The following is a 20,562-nucleotide window of genomic DNA, read 5'->3' on the forward strand; positions in this document are numbered from 1 at the left end:
CGAACGGAGGATGAATAAAAAGTCAGTCTTGACTGTTTGTTTGTGACCGCCGAGACTGGCAGACGTGACCCAGGCCACGCGAGTTCCGCAGGAGGAGCGCACCCGCCTCATGCGGGCCCGTCTGCTGGAGGCGGCGGTCGAGGTCCTCGTCGAGCGTGGCTTCGCCAATACGACGACCACCCTCGTCTCCGAGCGCGCCGGCGTCTCGCGCGGCGCCCAGCTCCACCACTTCCCCACCCGCAACGACCTGGTCTTCGCGGCGGTCGAGCACGTCATGACCACACGGGGAGCGGAGCTCGCCGCCGCGGCCGAGGCGCTGCCGACCGGGTCGTCGCGTACCCGGGCGGTGCTGCAGCTCTTCGCCGACCACTTCACCTCGCCGATGTTCACGGCGGCCCTCGAGCTCTGGGTCGGGGCCCGGACGGACCCGTCGCTGCTGGCGCTGGTGGGCCCGCTGGAGCAGCAGATGGGCCGGTCGGCCCACCGGCTGGCCGTCAGGCTGCTCGAGGTCGACGAGTCCGTCCCGGGCCAGCGCGAGCTCGTCCAGGCCACCCTCGACCTGATCCGCGGGCTCGGGCTCGCCTCCACCATCAGCGCCGACACCCGGCGCCGTAACCGGATCCTCGACCACTGGGCCACCGTCCTCGACGCCGAGATCCGGGTTTCGGCCCCTCGAAATCCGGCTTCTGGCCCCGCGAAAGGTGACTCATGACCATTCTCGACGACCTCCTCACCGCCCTGACCGCCGAGGGTGACCGCCTGCGCGAAGCGGTCGGACTCCTCACCGAGGACCAGTGGCGTACGCCGACGCCGGCCGAGGGCTGGGACATCGCCACGACGATCGTCCATCTCGCGTGGACCGACGAGGCCTCCCTGCTCGCGACCCGTGCCGCGGCCGGCGACACGGAGGAGTGGGACGAGCTCGTCCTCGAGGCGATCCAGGATCCCGAGGGGTTCGTCGACGCCGAGGCCCGGGCGGGAGCGACGGCGACGGCCGCGCAGATCCTCGAGCGATGGGACGCCGCCCGCACCGCCCTGCCCCCGGCCCTGCTCGCCGCGACCGGCAAGCTGCCCTGGTTCGGTCCGGCGATGTCGCCTGCATCCATGGCGACCGCGCGGCTGATGGAGACCTGGGCGCACAGCCTCGACGTCTTCGACGCCCTCGGCCTCGTCCCGGAGCAGACCGACGCGGTCCGTCACGTCGCCCACCTCGGCGTACGCACCCGCGGATTCGCCTACGCCGCGCGCGGCCGCTCCGCTCCCGATGCGGAGATCCAGGTGACCCTCGTGCTGCCGTCGGAGGAGGTCATCAGCTTCGGCCCCGACGACGCCGCGCAGACGATCACCGGCTCCGCGTGGGACTTCGCCCGCCTGGTCACCCAGCGCGTCCACCGCGACGACACCGATCTCGTCGCCTCCGGCCCCGACGCCTCGCAGTGGTTGGAGATCGCCCAGGCCTTCGCCGGCCCTCCCGGTGCCGGTCGCGCACCCCACGGAAGGGATGCCTCATGACCGGGCCCCTCATCGTCGCAAACGTCTCCGGCTTCTACGGCGACCGCCTCTCCGCCATGCGCGAGCAGCTCGAAGGCGGCCAGGTCGACGTGATCACGGGTGACTGGCTGGCCGAGCTCACCATGCTCATCCTCGGCAAGGACCAGATGCGCACCGGCGGCGAGAACCTCGGCTACGCCAAGACGTTCCTCGCCCAGCTCCGCGACTGTCTCGGGCTCGCGCTCGAGAAGGGGGTCAAGATCGTCAGCAATGCCGGCGGGCTCAACCCGTCCGGCCTCGTTGCCGCGATCGGCGAGATCGACACCGGCTCGGGTCGAAAGCCGCGGGTCGCGTACGTCGACGGCGACGACCTCCGCGCGTCCGGGCTGTTCCCCGGCGCACTCACCGCCAACGCCTACCTCGGTGCCTTCGGCATCGCTCGAGCTCTCGAGGCGGGTGCGGATGTGGTCATCACCGGCCGCGTCACCGACGCCTCGATCGTGATGGGGCCGGCGATCCACCACCACGGCTGGACCCGCGACTCGCTCGACGAGCTCGCCGGCGCACTGATCGCCGGCCACGTCATCGAGTGCGGCACCCAGGCCACCGGCGGCAACTTCGCCGGGCTCTTCGACGCCCTCCGCGACGGCCGCCTCAAGGACCCTGTCAAGCCGTTCGGCTTCCCGATCGCCGAGATCGCGTCCGACGGCTCCTTCGTGGTCACCAAGCACCCCGGCACCGGGGGCCTCGTCACCGCCGACACGGTCTCCGCCCAGCTCTTCTACGAGATCCAGGGGTCGACGTACCTCAATCCCGACGTGAGCGCCGACCTCACCACCATCGCCATCGAGGACCTCGGCGACGACCGGGTCCGCGTCGCCGGCACGAAGGGCCTGTTCCCGCCGGCGCAGCTCAAGGTCGCCGTCAACGAGCTCGGCGGCTGGCGCAACCAGGTGGAGTTCGTCCTGACCGGCCTCAATATCGAGCAGAAGGCCGAGCTGCTCCGCGCCCAGGTCGATGCCGCGCTGCCCCCGGAGCTCAAGCACTCCTGGTCCTCCTACCGCACCCCCGCCGCCGACTCCTCCACCGAGGAAGGCGCCGCCACCCTCCTCCGCCTCACCGCCTGGTCGAAGGACGCCGACGCCGTCGGCCGCGCCTTCACCGCCCCCGCCATCGAGCTCGTCCTCGCCTCGATCCCCGGCTTCCACGTCACGGCACCCCCCGGCAAGCCCAGTGCTTATGGGGTCTACCGCCCCCAGTACGTGGATCGGTCCGAGGTGACTGAGACCGTCCACCTGCCCGACGGGGACGTCGAGAGCATCCCGGGCCCGGACCGGACCGAACGGACGGGCTCCGCCGCGACTGGGTCCCGAGAGAGCGCCGAAGGCGCTCACGAGGGAGTTGGTCGCGTCGCGGCGGAGCCAGATCCGGGCGGGCCGGGCCGGGCCGGGCCCACCCGCCGGACCCCGCTGGGCGACCTGGCCTACGCCCGATCGGGAGACAAGGGCGGCAACGCGAATATCGGCCTCTGGATCCCAGCAGGTCGTCCGGATGCTGCAGTGGAATGGCTTCTCGACACGGTGACCGCGGAGTGGATCCGCCACCTCATGCCCGAGGCCAAGGAGCTCGACGTCGAGATCGTCCCGCTCCCGAACCTCCGTGGCGTGAACGTCATCGTGAAGGACATCCTCGGTGCCGGGGTGGCTGAGGGCGTCCGCTTCGACCCGCAGGCGAAGGCCATCGGCGAATGGCTGCGCAGCCGGGTCGTCGACATCCCCGAGGAGTTCCTGCGATGACGAGTGCGCACGCAGCAGACCTGTTCGAGCTCGGCGCGGAGTTCGCCCGGCGTCAGATCGCCCCCCACCTCCAGGACTGGGAGGACGCGCAGGAGATCCCACGGTCCCTGCACGAATCCGCAGCAAAACAAGGGCTTCTGGGCGTCGGCTTCCGCGAGGAGGTGGGCGGCGAGGGCGGCACGTTGGGCGACACCGTGGCCCTCACCGAGGGCCTGATCTCCGAGGGCACGAGCAGCGGACTTCTCGCCGGCCTCTTCACCCACGGCATCGCCCTCCCCCACATCGCCGCGCACGGCAGCGCCGACCTGATCGACCGATACGTCCGCCCCACCCTCGCGGGAGAGAAGATCGGCGCGCTCGGGATCACCGAGCCCGGCGGGGGTTCCGACGTCGCGCACCTCACCACACGGGCCGAGCGCGACGGTGACCACTGGGTCATCAACGGCTCGAAGACCTTCATCACCAGTGGGGTCCGGGCAGACTTCATCACCCTCGCGGTCCGCACCGGCGGCCCCGGTGCCGGTGGCGTCAGCCTGATCGTTGTCGACAAGGACACCGAGGGAGTCACGGTCGACCGCAAGCTGGCGAAGATGGGCTGGCACTGCAGCGACACAGCGGAGCTGGGGTTCGTCGACGTACGCGTGCCACTCGAGAACCTCGTAGGCCAGGAGAACAAGGGATTCGGCTACATCGCGGAGGCCTTCGTCACCGAGCGGATCGCCCTGGCGGTGCAGGCCTACGGCATCGCCGCGCGGTCCCTGCAGCTGACCACGGCGTACGCGAGGGAGCGCGCCACCTTCGGCAAGCCACTGATCGCCCGGCAGGTCGTGCAGCACAAGCTCGTCGAGATGCACCGCCTCGTCGAGGTGGCGAAGGCGTACACGCACCAGGTCATCGACCAGTACGACCGGAGCGGCACCACCGCCGAGACGATCGCCGCCGCCGTACTGGCCAAGCAGACCGCGGTCGACGCCAGCCAGACCGTCTGCAACGAGGCCGTCCAGCTCCACGGAGGCGCCGGCTACATGCACGGCACCGAGGTCGAGCGCCACTACCGCGACACCCGCATCCTGCCCATCGGAGGAGGAGCCACCGAAGTGATGACCGATCTCGCCGCCAAACTCCTAGGACTGACCGCATGAGTACGTCGACCCCGACCGTGTCCGCGAATCGAGAGGCGATGCTCGCCAAGCTCGCCGACCTCGACGCCGAGCACCTCAAGGCGGTCACCGCCGGCGGGAAGTACATCGAGCGCCACCACGCGCGTGGCAAGCTCACCGCCCGCGAGCGGATCGAGCTGCTCCTCGACGAGGGCAGCCCGTTCCTGGAGCTGATGACGCTCGCGGGCTGGGGCACCGAGTTCACCGTCGGCGGCTCGACCGTCACGGGCATCGGCGTCGTCAGCGGTGTCGAGTGCATGGTGATCGCGCACGACCCGACGGTGAAGGGTGGCTCGATCAACCCGGTCTCCATGCGCAAGACCGGACGCGCGATGCAGATCGCCGAGGAGAACATGCTTCCGACGGTGACGCTCGTCGAGTCCGGCGGCGCCGACCTCCCGCACCAGAAGGACATCTTCATCCCCGCGGGCAAGGGCTTCCGCGACATCACCCGTGCCAGCGCACGCAAGCAGCCCACGGTGGCCCTGGTCTTCGGCAACTCCACCGCCGGTGGGGCCTACATCCCCGGCATGAGCGACTACATCGTGATGGTCGACGGTGGCGCGAAGGTCTTCCTCGGCGGCCCGCCGCTGGTGAAGATGGCGACCGGTGAGGAGAGCAACGACGAGGAGCTCGGTGGTGCGCGCATGCACGCGACGACGTCGGGCCTCGCCGACTACCTCGCCGTCGACGAGCAGGACGCGATCCGCCTGGGTCGACGCATCGTCGCGCGGCTCAACGTCCCGAAGCGCGGCGCGAGGTTCACCGGTGAGTACGCCGAGCCGCTGCTCGATCCCGAGGGGCTGCTCGACATCATCCCGACGGATCTCAAGGAGCCGTTCGATCCGCGCGAGGTGATCCTCCGCCTCGTCGACGGCCCGTCGGCCACCAACGAGGCGGCCTTCGACGAGTTCAAGCCGCTCTACGGCTCCTCGCTGGTGACCGGGTGGGCCCGGATCCACGGTCGCCCGATCGGCATCCTCGCCAACGCGCAGGGCATCCTCTTCAGCAAGGAGGCACAGAAGGCGACGCAGTTCATCCAGCTCGCCAACGCCTCCGACACCCCCCTGCTCTTCCTGCACAACACCACCGGATACATGGTCGGCAAGGAGTACGAGCAGGGCGGCATCATCAAGCACGGCGCGATGATGGTGAACGCCGTCTCCAACTCGAAGGTCCCGTCGATCTCCATCCTCATCGGGGCGTCGTACGGCGCCGGCAACTACGGCATGAACGGCCGCGCCTACGACCCGCGGTTCCTCTTCACCTGGCCCAACGCGAAGTCCGCGGTCATGGGTCCGCAGCAGCTCGCCGGCGTCATGGACATCGTCGCCCGGGCCTCCGCCGCGTCGAAGGGGGTCGCGTACGACGAGGAGGCCGGCGCCGCCACGCGAGCCTTCGTCGAGGAGATGATCGAGGCCCAGTCACTGCCCTACTTCCTCTCCGGAATGGTGTACGACGACGGGATCATCGATCCGCGTGACACCCGCGACATCCTCGGCCTCTGCCTGTCCGTCATCGAGAACCAGCCGATCGAGGGAACCCTCAACTTCGGCGTCTTCCGGATGTGACTGCAGCTATGAAAGGCAGCCCCATGACCACCATCACCAGGGTCCTCGTGGCCAACCGCGCCGAGATCGCCTCGCGCGTCTTCCGCACGTGCCGTCGCCTCGGCATCTCCACCGTCGCCGTCTTCTCCGACGTCGACGAGCACCTGCCGTACGTCGGCCACGCCGACCTCGCGGTCCACCTGCCCGGCAACTCACCGACGGAGACCTACCTCCGCGGCGACCTGATCATCGAGGCCGCACGCAGGGCCGGAGCCGACGCCATCCACCCCGGTTACGGCTTCCTCTCCGAGAACGCCGACTTCGCGGCCGCCGTCGAGGCAGCCGGGCTGACCTGGATCGGCCCGACTCCTGACTCCATCACGAAGATGGGCTCGAAGGTCGGCTCCAAGGAGATCATGCGGGCCGCCGGCGTACCCGTCCTGGAGGCTCCCGAGCACCCGACCGACGCCGACCTCCCTCTCCTCGTGAAGGCGTCCGCCGGTGGTGGCGGCCGCGGCATGCGGGTCGTCAGATCCCTTGCAGAGCTGGGCCCTGAGATCGACAAGGCCCGCGCCGAGGCCGAGTCGGCGTTCGGCGACGGCACCGTCTTCGTCGAGCCGTACGTCGAGGAGGGCCGTCACGTCGAGGTGCAGGTCATGTCGACGACCGTCGTCGGCGACCGCGACTGCTCCATCCAGCGCCGCCACCAGAAGGTCGTCGAGGAGGCGCCCGCACCCGCGCTGCCCGACCACGTCCGTGAGGCACTGCACGACGCCGCCCGCAAGGCCGTCGAGGCGATCGACTACCGCGGCGCCGGGACGGTCGAGTTCCTCTACGACCCCTCCGCTGAGCGGTTCTTCTTCCTCGAGATGAACACCCGACTCCAGGTGGAGCACTGCGTCACGGAAGAGGTCACCGGCCTGGACCTGGTCGAGCTGCAGCTCCTCACTGCCGGTGGTGCCGTCGGCCTCAGACCGGTCACGCAGGAGGGCCACTCCATCGAGGTCCGCGTCTACGCCGAGGACCCGGCAGCCGACTACCAGCCCCAGACCGGACTCCTCACTGCCTTCGAATTCCCCAGCAGGGAAGGGATTCGCCTCGAGACAGGCTTCGCCAGCGGCAACCAGGTCAGCACGTTCTACGACGCCATGCTGGCCAAGGTCATCAGCACGGCCGGCACTCGCCGGGAGGCGGCCGGCCAGCTGGTCGCTGCCCTCCGCGACGCGCGGATCCATGGACTGACGACCAACCGCGAGCAGCTCATCTCGATCCTGGAGGACGAGCGCTTCCTCGCCGAGGACGTCTCGACCAAGTTCCTCGCCGACGACCCGCACACCGGCGCTCGCGACCAAAACGTCACGGTGACCGTTGGCGGTGAGAGTGACCGCTCAGAAGGGTCACCCACGGCGCGAACGGTCACGGTGACCGTTTGCGAGCGGCTCGCCGCGGCTCTCGCACTCACGGCTCGCGCCGCCGGCGCACGTGTGGTCGTGCCCCACATGGCGACCTCCTGGCGCAATGTCCCGTCGCAGTCCCAACGGGTCACCTTCACCGATGGCAGCAGCGCAGAGTTCTACGGCACTCGCACAGGCTTCGCAGCAGAGGGCGTCACGGTCATCTCCGCCACCGCAGAGAAGGTGGTGCTCGAGGTCGACGGTGTCCGCACTCCCTTCACCACCACCGTGAGGGGCCTGCCCGACCACGAGACGGTCGACGTGGACTCGATCCACGGTCACACCGCCCTCACGAGAGAGCCGCGGTTCACCGACCCCGCCGACCGGGTGGAGGAGGGCAGCCTGCTCGCCCCGATGCCGGGCGCCGTCGTGGCCGTCCACGCCAAGGTCGGCGACGAGGTCGCGGAGGGCCAGCCCCTGCTCGTCCTCGAGGCCATGAAGATGCAGCACACGATCACGGCCCCCCACGCCGGCCAGGTCACAGAGCTTGATGTCGCCGTCGGCGACCAGGTCACCGGCGGGACAGTCCTCGCCGTCGTACACAACCCAGATTCCGAGACAGCAGCAACCGAGGAGCAGTCCGCATGAGCACCACCGCCTTCACTGAGTCCGAGGAGCGCCTCGAGCTCCGCAAGCAGGTCTTCAAGCTGGCCAGCAAGTACGGCCAGGAGTACTTCCTGGACAAGGCCCGCAAGGGCGAGAAGACCACCGAGCTCTGGCTCGAGCTCGGCAAGAACGGCTACCTCGGCGTGAACCTCCCTGAGGAGTACGGCGGCGGTGGCGGCGGCATCGGAGACGTGATGGCCGTCCTCGAGGAGCTCGGCGCGGCCGGCGCCCCGATGCTCATGATGGTCGTCAGCCCGGCGATCTGCGGCACGGTCATCACGAAGTTCGGCACCGAGGAGCAGAAGCAGCGTTGGCTGCCGGGCATCGCCGACGGCACCGAGACGATGGCCTTCGCGATCACGGAGCCCGACGCCGGCACCAACAGCCACAACATCATCACCGCCGCCCGCAAGGACGGTGACGAGTGGGTGCTCAACGGCCGCAAGGTCTTCATCTCCGGCCTCGACGAGTCCAAGAACGTGCTCGTCGTCGCGCGAACCGAGGACTCCAAGACGGGCAAACTCAAGCCCTGCCTCTTCATCGTCTCCACGGACGCGCCCGGATTCGAGTTCACGCCCATCCCGATGGACTTCGTGAGCCCGGAGACGCAGTTCCAGGTCTTCATCGACGACGTCCGCCTGCCTGCCGACGCCCTCATCGGCGACGAGGACGGCGGCCTCTTCCAGCTCTTCGCCGGTCTCAACCCCGAGCGGATCATGGCGTCGGCGTACGCCACCGGCATGGCCCGCTTCGCCCTCTCCAAGGCGACCGCCTACGCCTCGGACCGCACCGTCTTCACGACGCCGATCGGTGCCCACCAGGCGATCGCGCACCCGCTGGCGCAGGCCCACATCCAGGTCGAGCTCGCGCGCCTGATGACCCAGAAGGCCGCCGCCCTGGTCGACGCCGGCGACGACATGGCCGCGGGCGAGGCCGCCAACATGGCCAAGTACGCCGCCGCCGAGGCCTCCGTCTTCGCGGTCGACACGTCGGTCCACACGTTCGGCGGCAACGGCCTCACGCAGGAGTACGGCATGGGCGCCCTCGTCGGCGGCGCCCGCGTCATGCGGATCGCCCCCGTCAGCAAGGAGATGATCCTCAACTTCGTCGCCATGCACTCCCTCGGCCTCCCGAAGTCGTACTGATGTCGCTGGTCTCGTACGCCGTCGCCGACTCGGTCGCGACGATCACGCTGGATTCGCCGGCGAACCGGAATGCGCTCTCGCGGCAGCTCGTCACGGAGCTGCTCTCCTCCTTGGACGCGGCTGCTGAGGATGCTTCCGTGAAGGTGGTCGTCCTGACCAGTGCCGACCGGGTCTTCTGCAGCGGCGCCGACCTGTCGGAGGCCTCGACCACGCCGATGATCGAGGGCGCCCGCGCGATCATCGGCCTGCAGCGCGCCATCCTCGCCCTCCCGAAGCCGGTGATCGTCGCCCTGCGGGGGCCGGTGCGCGCCGGAGGCACCGGCATCGTCGCTGCTGCCGACATCGTGATCGCCTCCGACCAGACGAACTTCCAGCTCACCGAGGTCAAGCTCGGCCTGGCCCCGGCGGCCATCTCGCTGACGCTCCTGCCTCGACTCGGCAGCCGTCAGGCGGCGTACACCTTCCTCGCCGGCCAGAAGTTCGGCGCCGACTACGCCGCCTCCGCCGGGTTGGTGACGAAGGCCGTCGCGGCCGCTGAGCTGGACTCGATCGTCGAGGCCGCCGCGGCAGAGATCGTCACGGGTTCGGCCCAAGGCCTGCGGGAGACCAAGAGGCTGCTCAACGCCGCGATCATCGCCGACATCGACGCCCGCGGCGAGGAGATCGCCGCGTTGTCGGCGCGACTCTTCGACAGCCCGGAGGCTCACGAGGCGATGACGGCCTTCCTCTCCCGCGGTCGCTGACCGGCGCGCGGCCGGGCGCCTTACTTGACCTGGCTCAGGTGGACCATGGCGTCATAGAGCTGCCCGTCGGTCATGGGTGGCTCCGGGATCGGGTGCGCCCGCTCGGCACGGTAGGCGTCGAGCATGAGGTAGAGATAGCGCCGCCAGGCCATCGGAGCAGTGGCGCTCGTCGCGTCGATGATCCGGCCGTTCGACCAGATCAGGTTGACGATGTCGGCCTGGGTGATGTCGGCACGCGCTGCCCCAGCCTCCTGGGCGCGGGTGAGGACGTCCTCGATCTGCTGACACATCTCGTCGTGGATGCGTTCGGTCTCCGCGCTGTCGGTGAAACGGCGCGAGAGGAAGTCGTTGAACCCGCGGTCGCCCACCTGCATCGCGAACAGATTCTCCAAGTAGTGGACGAAGCCCTCCCAGGGGTCCTCCTTCGCCAACGCCTTCGTCGCTCCCTCCAGGAACTCCTGGACCCGCGGGCGGAAGGCGGCCATGAGCAGGTCCAGGCGGGTCGGAAAGTGGCGATACAGGGTGCCGATCGCGACGCCGGCATCGCGCGCGATCTTCTCGAGAGAGGCATCCACGCCCTGCGCCGCGAACTCGGCTTGCGCGGCGGAGATCAACTTCGCACGCCGCTCTTGGGCGTCGCGCCGCATCGGCTTCGGCACCTCGTCGACTCGGCTCGCGCTCACCACATGATTCTATCCAGATCCTGAGGCACCCCTCCGGAATAGAATGAGGCACCCCTCCGGTTAGGTGATCATCCGATACCGGAGGGGTGCCTCACCTTGGCACTCCGACACGACCCAGCAGGAGTGACCATGAGTACCGACCAACTGGCCCCGCCCGACCCGCACCACGCCCGCCGATGGCTGGCGCTCGGCGTCATCCTCATTGCGCAGATGATGCTGCTTCTCGACGCCACGATCGTGAACGTCGCGCTGCCGTCGATGCAGGAGGACCTCGGCTTCTCCGACGCAAGTCGCGGGTGGGTCGTCACCGCCTACCTGCTGAGCTTCGGCAGCCTGCTCCTCCTCGGCGGCCGACTCGCCGACGCCTTCGGCCGCAAGACGACCTTCATCGCCGGGCTGGCAGGCTTCGCGATCGCCTCCGCGGTCGCCGGCGCGGCCCCGAACATCGAGACGCTGATCACCGCCCGGGCGGTGCAGGGTGGCTTTGCGGCGGCCATGGCGCCCGCGGCCCTGTCGCTGATCACCGTGATCTTCACCGACCCGAAAGAGCTCAACAAGGCCTTCGCGATCTTCGGCGCGGTCGCCGGCAGCTCCTCGGCACTCGGCCTGATGCTCGGCGGCCTCCTGACCGACTATGTCGACTGGCGCTGGACCATGTACGTCAACATCGCCTTCGCGATCGTCGGGATCCTCGGCGGCCTGGCCCTGCTGCACAACTCTGCCGACGCCGACAAGCCCAAGCTCTCGGTGCCGAGCACGGTCCTGGGCTCGGCAGGCGTCTTCGGCCTGGTCTTCGGTGCCGCCAAGGCCGAGACCGACGGCTGGGGTGCGGCCCTCACGCTGACCTCGCTGATCCTCGGGGCGGTGCTGCTCGTCGGCTTCGTCGTCCTCCAGAAGGTCGACCGCAACCCTCTCGTCCCGCTGCGGATCCTGGCCGACCGCAACCGCGCTGCCGGCCTCGTGACGCTCCTGCTCGGACAGGCGGCCGTGTTCGCCCTCTTCCTGTTCCTCACCTACTACTTCCAAGAGGTGCTGGGCTACTCGCCCCTCCGGACCGGCGTGGCCTTCCTGCCGATGATGCTGACGGTCGTCGTGGTCGCCACGCTCACGCAGAGCCTGCTGACGAAGCACCTCACCCTGAGGGCCGTCGTGGCCGGCGGCCTGATCGTCGGTGGGGTCGGGGCTGCGCTGCTCACCCGGGCCGACGCGAGCACGCACTATGCCTCCTGGGTGCTACCCGGGCTGATCCTCGCCGGAGTCGGCATCGGCTCCGCCATCGTCTCCGCTGTCGCCCTCGCCCAGATGGGCGTCGAGGGGCGCGACGCGGGCGCTGCCGGCGCGGTCAACAACGTCTTCCAGCAGCTCGGCGCGGCGCTCGGCATCGCCATCATCAGCACGTTCGTCGCCACCGCCAGCAATGACTACCTGGCCGATCACGGCTCAACCGCCGTCATCGACGCCACCGTGCACGGCTTCTCCGTGGGGTTCTGGTGGGCCGCCGGCGCCTTCTGGGCCGGCGCCCTCATCTCCGGAGCTCTGATCCGCGGCGGCACCCGCCTCCACCACGAACCCGGTCAGCCGGAGCCGCTCGACGAGTTCGTCGGCGGACTGGTCTGACCTGCACCAACCCAACTCCAACCACCACCGACAGGACACCATCATGACCACCATCAGCATCATCGGCACCGGCAACATGGCCACCGCCATCGGCAGTCGTGCCGCCAAGCACGGCCACACGGTCGAGATCCTCGGACGCAACCAGGCCAAGGCCCAGGCGGCCGCCGACTACATCGGCCCAGGAGCCACCGTCGGCACGTACGGCGCCCCACCCACGGGTGAGATCGTCGTCCTGGCGGTCCTCTATCAGGGCGCAGTCGACGCGGTCGCCTCCTACGGCCAGGCGTTGTCGGGGAAGATCCTCGTGGACATCACCAACCCCTTCAACGCCGACGGGACCGGCATCGTGACGATGGTGGGCAACTCGATCGCCCAGCAGATCGCGTCGGTCGCTCCTGCGGGCACCCACGTGATCAAGGCCTTCAACACGATCTTCCGCAACGTGTTGGCCGAGGCCCTGCCTCTGGATGCGCTCTTCGCCGGAGGCGACGCGGAGGCGAGGGCCCGCTTCGCAGCGTTCGTGGAAAGCTTGGAGATGCGGCCGCTCGACGCGGGAGGGCTGGAGTCGACGTACGCCCTCGAGTGGGCCGCCATCGTCCTGATGGGCCTCGCCCGCAACGGCGCGGGGTGGGACGTCGCTCTCAGCGCCCGCTTGGGCTGACGATCGGCGGGGCCCGAGCCGCTGTCGGTTCGGGCTCCGCCGTCCGGCTCAGGAAGCTTGCGCTAGAAATTTCTCAAGATTCTATGTGAATTATTCGAACGTACGTTCGATCTCTTGATAAGCTCAGGGCGTGGAATCCGGAACTCCATCGAGCGCAGCGCTCTCGGCCCTGAGCGGGGTCGAGGCGCTGTCGCGCGTGCGATGGAGTGACGTGGAGGAGGCCGACCTGCCGGTGGCTGCAGCTGCTCTCGCGCAGGCGAAGGCCCTCATCGAGGGTGCACTGGTCGCGGTCGCGCATGAGCTCGAGGTGACCGACGCCGCGGCGAAGCACGGGTGGGCGTCCGCGAAGGACTTCCTCACCGCACAGCTCGGTGGCTACAAGGGCTCCGGCGGCGGGCTGGTCCGGCTCGCCGAACAGACGAAGCTCCTCCCCCGACTCCGCGAGGCACTCAGCGCCGGTGAGGTGTCGCTCTCCCAGGCACGGGTGATCGCCCAGTCCGTGGCGAAGCTCCCGCGACCCGCCGAGGATCTGCGGGCTGCGGCGGTCGAGGCGATGCTGGCCCGGGCGGCCGGGTTCGACGCCTCGGACCTGGAGAAGCAGTTCGACGACGTCCTCACCGAGATCGACCCCGACAACACGTTGCACGCCTACGACCTGGACCTCCCCATCCGCGAACGCAGTGCACACCTGGCACGCTTCCTCTCCTTGGCCACCGACCGCTTCGGCGGCGTGAAGATCAAGGGCTACGGAAGCGCCGAGGAGGCCGAGCTCATCAAGGCCGCCCTCATGCCCTTGGCCGCCCCCGTCACCACCGAACCCGGCGCCTGCGGTGGCGACCCTGCCCTCGTCGGGAAACGGGATGCCGAGGGCCACCGTCTCGAGCACGCCGGCGGCTGCCCCGACCCCGGCTGCGCCCACACGGGGAAGGACCCACGCGACTCCGGCGCCCGGATGTGGGACGCCCTGGTCGAGGCCTGCACCCGCCTCCGTGCCACCGACTCACTCCCCCACGCCCACGGCTCTGACGCACGCATCTTCGTCACCACCGACCTCGACACCCTGCGTCGCCAGCTCGCCGACCAGCCAGCAGCCGCCGGGTTCCGGCAACCGACACCGGCCTCAGAGCGACCGCCCACAGCGACCATGGCCGACGGCATCCCCCTCTCGGCCACTGCCGTCAGGCGTCTCGCGTGTGACGCGGAGATCATCCCCGGTGTCCTGGGCAGCAACGGCCAGGTCCTCGACGTCGGGCGCGCCCAGCGCCTCGTCACCACCGCGATCTGGCTCGCCCTCGTCCTCCGCGACCGGCACTGCGCCTTCCCCGGCTGCGACCGTCTTCCGATCGCCTGCGACGCGCACCACATCGTCCACTGGGCCGATGGCGGGGCCACCAGCCTCGACAACCTCGTCCTGCTCTGCCGCAGGCACCACACCATGACGCATCAGACCTCATGGACCGTGTCGATCGACCCCGAGACCCGACAACCCGTCTGGCAACCGCCACCCAGAGTCGACGATCGGGAGCGCTACACCTGGCTCCCACCGGGCAGCCGACCACTCCAACCCGCAGCCTGAGGCGAGTGCCGTGATCCTGCACGCCGACCTCGACTCGTTCTTCGCGTCCGTCGAGCAGCGCGACGACCCCTCACTCCGAGGCAGGCCGGTGATCGTCGGCGGCGGGGTGGTGCTGGCGGCGAGCTACGAGGCCAAGGCCTACGGCGTGAAGTCGGCGATGGGTGGCCGCCAGGCACTCGCACGCTGTCCGAGCGCGATCGTGGTGCCACCGAGGTTGGAGGCGTACGTCGAGGCCAGCCGCCGCGTCTTCGAGATCTTCCATGACACCACCCCGCTGGTCGAGGGGATCTCGATCGATGAGGCCTTCCTCGACGTCACGGGCCTGAGGCGCCTCGTCGGGCCACCGGAGCAGATCGCCACCACGCTGCGGCAGCGGGTGAAGGAGGAGGTGGGTCTCCCGATCAGCGTCGGCGGTGCGCGCACGAAGTATCTCGCCAAGGTCGCCAGCGCCGTCAGCAAGCCCGACGGCCTCCTCCTCATCCCGGCACACGGCGAGGAGCACTTCCTCCACCCGCTTCCGGTCGAACGGCTCTGGGGCGTCGGTCCGGTGACGACCAAGCGGCTCCACGCGGAAGGCATCCGCACGGTCGGCGACCTCGCGAAGCGCCAGACCTCCGAGCTCGAGCTTGCTGTCGGTGTCGCGAGCGGCCGCCATCTCCACGCACTCGCCAACCTCCGCGACCCGCGACCGGTGCAGACCGACAGGAGGCGCGGCTCGATCGGCTCACAGTCAGCTCTCGGCCGGCGACGACGAAGCCCCGAGGAGCTCGAGGCGATCCTCGCCGGCCTCGTCGACCGCGTGAGTCGCAGGCTGCGCAAGGGTGACCGGATCGGCCGCACCTTCACACTTCGGCTGCGCTTCGACGACTACACCCGCGCCACCCGCAGTGCCACGATCCCGCACAGCACCGGCGCCACCGCCGCCTGGCTCGAGACCGGCCGAAGACTTCTGCGCCAGAACATGCCGATGATCCAGGAGCGGGGTTGCACCCTCCTCGGCATCTCGATCAGCAACCTCAGCGGCCACGACGACGAGCAGCTCGAGCTCCCGCTCTTCGACCACGCCACAGCAGAGTCGCGCGCCGACACAGCCCTGGACGCCGTACGGGAGAGGTTCGGCAAGCAGGCCGTCACCCGCGCCACCCTGCTCACCACACGACTCGGGCACGAAATGCCGACGCTCCCCGATCCTCACGAGGAGAACCGGGAAGCGTCGAGATGAGCGTCGTCCCAAGCTATGCCGGGAAGGTCTCCCCCTTCGCCACCAGGTCGAGCAGGTACGGCGTCGGGCGGAACCGGTCGCCGTACGTGTCGGCCAGCTCGTTGGCCCGAGCGATGAACGCGTCCACACCGTAGGAACCATCGGCGGCGTCGTAGCCGAAGATGTACTGCGCGGCGCCACCGGTGAACGGCGGGAAGCCGATGCCGAAGACCGAGCCGATGTTGGCGTGCGCGGCCGAGGTGACCACACCCTCCTCGAACGTCTTGGCCGTCTCGATCGCCTCGATGAAGGTGAGGCGGTCCCGGATGTCCTCGATCGCCGGCTGCTCAGCAGCAACCGGGAAGAGGTCCGCGAGACCCGACCAGATCGAGGTGCGCTTGCCGTCGACGTACTCGTAGAAGCCGGCACCGCCGAGCTTGCCCTTGCGACCGGCGTCGATGAGCGCACCGGCGACCTTCTCGGTCACCGTCAGCTCGGAGACGCCCGCGGCCTCACGGGTCGTCTTGGCGATCTTCACCATGAGCTCGAGGTTGAGCTCGTCGGCGAGCTGGAGCACCCCGGTCGGGAAGCCGGCCTGGGTGGAGGCGCGGTCGATCGTGTACGGCGCCACGCCCTCGGCCAGCAGCTGCAGCCCCTCCTCGATGAAGGTGCCGATGACGCGCGAGGTGTAGAAGCCCCGCGAGTCGTGGGCGATCATCGGGGTCTTCTTGATCAGCAGGGTGACGTCGTACGCCTTGGCGAGAGCCTCGTCGCCGGTCTCGTTCCCCGGGATGATCTCGACGAGCGGCATCTTGTCGACCGGCGAGAAGAAGTGCAGGCCGATGAAGCGCGACGCGGCGTCCGTGCCCTCGACGCCCTTGGCGAGCTCCGAGATCGGCAGCGTGGAGGTGTTCGACGCGAGCAGCGCACCCGGAGCCAGGTGCGGGATGACCTCGTTGAAGACCTTCTGCTTGAGCTCGACGTTCTCGAAGACGGCCTCGACGACGAGGTCGGCGCCGGCAGCGTCGGCCGGGTCGATCGTCGGCGTGATGCGACCGAGGATCTCGTCGGACTTCTCCTGCGTCAGCTTGCCGCGGGAGACGCCCTTCTCGTTGAGCCCGGCCGTGTAGGCCTTGCCCTTCTCGGCCGCCTCGATCGTGACGTCCTTGAGCACGACCTCGACACCGGCGCGGGCGAGGACGTACGCGATGCCCGCGCCCATCATCCCGGCGCCGAGCACGACCGCCTTCGTCGGCCTGTACGTCGGCACGCCGTCCGGACGCAGGGTGCCGGAGTTGATCGAGCCGAGGTCGAAGAAGAACGCCTGGATCATGTTCTTCGCCTGCTGGCTGGTGACCAGCTGGACGAAGTAGCGCGACTCGATCCGCGAGGCGGTGTCGAAGTCGACCTGGGCGCCCTCGACGGCGGCCGAGAGGATCGCCTTGGGGGCGCGCATGTCGGCCTGCTTGAGCTGCTTGCGCAGGATCGGGCCGAGCGCCGGGAGGAACGCGGCGAGCGACGGGGACGACGGGGTGCCACCGGGGATCTTGAAGCCCGGCTTGTCCCACGGCTGCAGGCCGGAGTCCTCGACGTCGGCGTTCTCATTGATCCACGCAGTGGCCCGCGCGATGAGCTGGTCGGCGGGGACGAGCTCGTCGACCAGGCCCTTGCCCTGCGCGGCCTCGGGCTTGAAGCGCGCGCCGGTGCCCAGGATCTCGGTCAGCGCGGTGACGATGCCGAACATGCGGACGGTGCGGGTGACGCCACCGCCGCCGGGGAGCAGGCCGAGGGAGACCTCGGGCAGGCCGATGTCGAAGCGACCCTCAGCCGCGATGCGGTGGTTGCAGGCGAGCGCGATCTCGAGGCCGCCACCGAGTGCGGCGCCGTTGATCGCGGCGACGACCGGCTTCGGGAAGAGCTCGAGCTTCCGCAGGGACGCCTTGACGTCCTCGACCTCGGCGAAGATCTGCGAGGCGTGCTCACGACGCAGCGGGAGCATCCGCTTGAGGTCACCGCCGGCGAAGAAGGTCTTCTTCGCGGACGTCACGATGACACCCTTGATGGAGTCCTGGTCGGCGTACAGCTTCTCGACGGCCGCGGCGAAACCGGCCTTGTAGGCCTCGTTCATCGTGTTGGCCGACTGGGTCGGGTCGTCGAGGGTCAGCGTGGCGATGCCGTCGACGAGGTCGTACTTCACAGCAGATTCAGTCATGTCAGTCACTCCGGGTCAGACGATCTCGACGATGGTGGCGATGCCCATGCCCGCGCCGACGCAGAGCGTGGCGAGACCACGGCGCTTGCCGGTGCGGATCAGCTCGTCGACGAGCGTGCCGAGGATGATCGCGCCGGTGGCGCCGAGCGGGTGGCCCATGGCCATGGCGCCACCGTTGACGTTGGTGACGTCCTCGGAGATGCCCATGTCCTTCATGAACCGCAGGGCGACGGCCGCGAAGGCCTCGTTGATCTCCCAGAGGTCGATGTCGTCGGCGGTGAGACCGGCCTTGGCCAGCGCCTTGCGGGCGGCCGGGGCCGGGCCGGTGAGCATGATCGTCGGCTCGGAGCCGATGACGGCGGCGGAGACGATCTTGGCCTTCGGCCGCAGACCATAATCACGGCCGACCTGCTCGGAGCCGATCAGCATGATCGCGGCGCCGTCGACGATGCCCGACGAGTTGCCGGCGTGGTGGACGTGGTTGATCTTCTCGATCCACGGGTACTTCGCGAGGGCGACCTCGTCGAAACCGCCGTCACGGCCCTGCGACTCGAATGAGGGCTTGAGGGCCGCGAGCGAGTCGGGCGTGGTGCCGGGACGGATCAGCTCGTCCTTGGCGAGGATCAGGTTGCCGGTCTTGTCGTAGACCGGGATGACGGCGTCGTCGAAGTAGCCGTTGCTCCACGCCTTGTCGGCGCGGGCGTGCGACTCCGCGGCGAGCGAGTCGACGTCGTTGCGGCTGAAGCCCTCGAGCGTCGCGATCAGGTCGGCGCTGATGCCCTGGGGCACGAAGTCGACGGCGAGGTTGGTCGCCGGATCCTGCGCCCAGGCGCCACCGTCGGCACCGAGCGGCACACGGCTCATCGACTCGACACCGCCGGCGATGATGAGGTCCTCCCAGCCGGAGCGGACGCGGCCCGCCGCCTGGTTGACGGCCTCGAGGCCGGACGCGCAGAAGCGGTTCAGCTGGACGCCGGCGACGGTCTCGGGCAGGCCCGAGAGGAGGGAGGCGGTGCGGGCGATGTCCATGCCCTGGTCACCGATGGGGGACACGACGCCGAGGACGATGTCGTCGATGCGGTCGGTGTCCAGAGTCGGGTTGCGCTTCTGCGCCTCGTCGAGCAGCCCGGTGACCAGGTCGACCGGCTTCACCTCGTGCAGGGCCCCGGTCTTCTTGCCACGGCCGCGGGGCGTGCGGAGGTGGTCGTAGATGAAAGCTTCAGCCATGCCGCCAATCATGACACCAGAACTGTCAGGGTCAAGGCGCAGGAGGCGAACAGCTCAGCGAACTCTCTCCAACGAGCGCGAGATGAGCCGGTTGACCGCACCCTGGAAGGCCACGACGACGGCCTCGACGGTGAGGTCCCGCAACCGCGGCAGGCCCTTCTCGAAGCGCTCGGCCTCCTCCGTCGAGTGCGCGGTCCGGGCGAAGACGTCAACGATCTGGGTCCGAACGATCCCGTCCAGCTCCTCCGCCAGCGCGGTCATGTGCCGGGTGGTCGCGTCGTGTGCCGCGGCGAGCGCGTCCCGCGGCAGGCCGAGCTTCAGCAGCTCCCGCCCGATCCGAGCCTGTACGTCGTCGGGCGACTCACTCGTCCAGCTCGTGATCATCGCCCGCTGCATGGCGAGGTCCTCGACGGTCGCACCCGTGCCGCGGCGCTCGAGGTAGCGGCCGATCGCCTCGAGGGTGAACCCGTGCTCCTGGAGCGAGGTGATCAGCTCGAGCCGAGCACGGTGGTCGGCGCCGTACACGGCGATCCGGCCCTGCTTCTCGGGAGCCGGCAGGAGGCCGAGGGTCGTGTAGTAGCGGATGTTGCGCACCGTGTGCCCGGTGACCGTCGACAGCTCCTCGACGGTGTAGCGCTCCGCATCCATGCCCCCGGACGCTAGCACCCTGACAGCATCGCTGTGAGCATCCTCAGCTGGGCTCGCTTGCGCGTCAGGCCGTGCGGTCCAGCCAGTCGAGGAGGACCTCGCGGACTCGCTCCGGTGCGTCCCGGTGGACGTTGTGACCGGCTCCGTCCACGGAGACCCAGGTGACGTTGGGGTTCGCTGCGACGATCGCCGCGGCGTCGGCCGGGTCGACGATGGAGAAGACGCTGGGGTCGGCGGTGAGGAGCAGGACCGGAATGTCGAAGCCACTGATGGCAGCGCGCAGATCCCAAGGCTCCTGCTCGCGGCTCATGATCGCGCGCACGGCTTCCGGGTCGACACGCGTGGACTCCTCCGCCTTGGCGACGACATCCCGGCGGTCCCAGGCGGGGTGGAGCGCCTGGATGTCCTCGGCGGTGAGGGCCAACTCGGCGACCTGCGACTCGACGCTCATGCCGTTGCCGTCCGGACCGACGTAGAGAGCCGGGTCAATGACCACGAGGCGCTTGGTCCATCCGGGTCGGAGCGAGAGCGCCTTCACCGCGGTCGACCCCCCGAGCGAGTGTCCGATGACGAGGTCGTGGTCACCCATGGCGACGTTGTCACGGCCGAGCGCGTCGAGGGTGTACGACGGTGCCGGGCCGCGGCCGCCGTGGCCCAGTTGCGCCTTGGCCTCCACCTCCCAGCCTCGCGCCTCGAGCCATTCGGCGAAGCGCCACATCGTGCTAGGGCCGTTGGTGATCCCGTGGACGAGGAGAGCGGTCGGCATGAGCGCATCATGTCAGCGACGCTTGA

17 protein-coding genes are annotated in these 20,562 nt (G+C 69.3%); 12 read left to right on the top strand and 5 right to left on the bottom strand.

All coding sequences use genetic code 11. The features are described 5' to 3' along the window. The first annotated feature begins 64 nt into the window (after positions 1-64). Genes LH076_RS15720 through LH076_RS15755 form a run of 8 tightly spaced genes read left to right on the top strand, consistent with a single transcriptional unit; the run spans position 65 to position 9,945 of the window. Positions 65-712: a TetR/AcrR family transcriptional regulator gene (locus tag LH076_RS15720; RefSeq protein WP_227781699.1), complete on the top strand. Its 648-nt coding sequence runs from the start codon at positions 65-67 to the stop codon at positions 710-712. Beyond that, positions 709-1,512, top strand: a complete 804-nt coding sequence (locus LH076_RS15725) for a TIGR03084 family metal-binding protein (RefSeq protein ID WP_227781700.1) — start codon at positions 709-711, stop codon at positions 1,510-1,512. Before LH076_RS15720 ends, LH076_RS15725 begins: the two co-directional genes overlap by 4 nt. After that, positions 1,509-3,287 (top strand): acyclic terpene utilization AtuA family protein, encoded by a 1,779-nt coding sequence (locus tag LH076_RS15730; RefSeq protein ID WP_227781701.1) that lies wholly within the window; start codon positions 1,509-1,511, stop codon positions 3,285-3,287. Before LH076_RS15725 ends, LH076_RS15730 begins: the two co-directional genes overlap by 4 nt. Then, entirely contained in the window at positions 3,284-4,429 is a 1,146-nt protein-coding gene (locus LH076_RS15735; RefSeq protein WP_227781702.1) for an acyl-CoA dehydrogenase family protein, read from the top strand. The genes LH076_RS15730 and LH076_RS15735 overlap by 4 nt, the downstream gene beginning before the upstream one ends. Further along, positions 4,426-6,018 (top strand): acyl-CoA carboxylase subunit beta, encoded by a 1,593-nt coding sequence (locus tag LH076_RS15740; protein WP_227781703.1) that lies wholly within the window; start codon positions 4,426-4,428, stop codon positions 6,016-6,018. Before LH076_RS15735 ends, LH076_RS15740 begins: the two co-directional genes overlap by 4 nt. A gap of 23 nt (positions 6,019-6,041) precedes the next feature. After that, entirely contained in the window at positions 6,042-8,039 is a 1,998-nt protein-coding gene (locus LH076_RS15745; protein WP_227781704.1) for a biotin carboxylase N-terminal domain-containing protein, read from the top strand. Next, positions 8,036-9,202: an acyl-CoA dehydrogenase family protein gene (locus LH076_RS15750; RefSeq protein ID WP_227781705.1), complete on the top strand. Its 1,167-nt coding sequence runs from the start codon at positions 8,036-8,038 to the stop codon at positions 9,200-9,202. Before LH076_RS15745 ends, LH076_RS15750 begins: the two co-directional genes overlap by 4 nt. Further along, complete coding sequence (locus tag LH076_RS15755) at positions 9,202-9,945, top strand: enoyl-CoA hydratase-related protein (protein ID WP_227781706.1); 744 nt, start codon at positions 9,202-9,204, stop codon at positions 9,943-9,945. Before LH076_RS15750 ends, LH076_RS15755 begins: the two co-directional genes overlap by 1 nt. A 20-nt stretch (positions 9,946-9,965) precedes the next feature. On the opposite strand, the gene LH076_RS15760 is transcribed toward LH076_RS15755, so the two are convergent. Then, on the bottom strand, positions 9,966-10,628 hold the full coding sequence (locus LH076_RS15760) for a TetR/AcrR family transcriptional regulator (protein ID WP_227781707.1): 663 nt from the start codon (positions 10,626-10,628) through the stop codon (positions 9,966-9,968). A gap of 129 nt (positions 10,629-10,757) precedes the next feature. Here LH076_RS15760 and LH076_RS15765 point away from each other — a divergent pair, with 129 nt between their 5' ends. The 4 genes from LH076_RS15765 (at position 10,758) to dinB (ending at position 15,704) form a co-directional block, all read left to right on the top strand. Then, positions 10,758-12,245 carry an MFS transporter gene (locus LH076_RS15765; RefSeq protein WP_227781708.1) on the top strand — a complete coding sequence of 496 codons (1,488 nt, stop codon included), beginning with the start codon at positions 10,758-10,760 and terminating at the stop codon, positions 12,243-12,245. A 43-nt stretch (positions 12,246-12,288) separates the two neighbouring features. After that, on the top strand, positions 12,289-12,906 hold the full coding sequence (locus LH076_RS15770; protein ID WP_227781709.1) for an NADPH-dependent F420 reductase: 618 nt from the start codon (positions 12,289-12,291) through the stop codon (positions 12,904-12,906). A gap of 130 nt (positions 12,907-13,036) precedes the next feature. Continuing rightward, on the top strand, positions 13,037-14,482 hold the full coding sequence (locus LH076_RS15775) for an HNH endonuclease signature motif containing protein (RefSeq protein ID WP_227781710.1): 1,446 nt from the start codon (positions 13,037-13,039) through the stop codon (positions 14,480-14,482). 10 nt (positions 14,483-14,492) lie between these two features. After that, a complete protein-coding gene (dinB, locus tag LH076_RS15780) occupies positions 14,493-15,704 on the top strand; it encodes a DNA polymerase IV (protein WP_227781711.1) in 1,212 nt (403 codons plus the stop codon). Between the two features lie 13 nt (positions 15,705-15,717). Here dinB and LH076_RS15785 read toward each other — a convergent pair whose 3' ends face one another. The 4 genes from LH076_RS15785 to LH076_RS15800 all read right to left on the bottom strand — a co-directional run bounded on the left by LH076_RS15785 (position 15,718) and on the right by LH076_RS15800 (position 20,536). Further along, positions 15,718-17,895, bottom strand: coding sequence for a 3-hydroxyacyl-CoA dehydrogenase NAD-binding domain-containing protein (locus LH076_RS15785; RefSeq protein WP_227781712.1), 2,178 nt, complete (start codon positions 17,893-17,895; stop codon positions 15,718-15,720). Between the two features lie 15 nt (positions 17,896-17,910). Continuing rightward, on the bottom strand, positions 17,911-19,122 hold the full coding sequence (locus LH076_RS15790) for an acetyl-CoA C-acetyltransferase (RefSeq protein ID WP_227781713.1): 1,212 nt from the start codon (positions 19,120-19,122) through the stop codon (positions 17,911-17,913). Positions 19,123-19,176: 54 nt separating this feature from the next. Next, positions 19,177-19,770 (bottom strand): MerR family transcriptional regulator, encoded by a 594-nt coding sequence (locus tag LH076_RS15795; RefSeq protein ID WP_227781714.1) that lies wholly within the window; start codon positions 19,768-19,770, stop codon positions 19,177-19,179. A gap of 64 nt (positions 19,771-19,834) precedes the next feature. Further along, positions 19,835-20,536, bottom strand: coding sequence for an alpha/beta fold hydrolase (locus tag LH076_RS15800; protein ID WP_227781715.1), 702 nt, complete (start codon positions 20,534-20,536; stop codon positions 19,835-19,837). Between the last annotated feature and the right edge of the window lie 26 nt (positions 20,537-20,562).

Origin of the sequence: Nocardioides sp. Kera G14 (assembly GCF_020715565.1) — a bacterium.
Lineage (GTDB): Bacteria > Actinomycetota > Actinomycetes > Propionibacteriales > Nocardioidaceae > Nocardioides.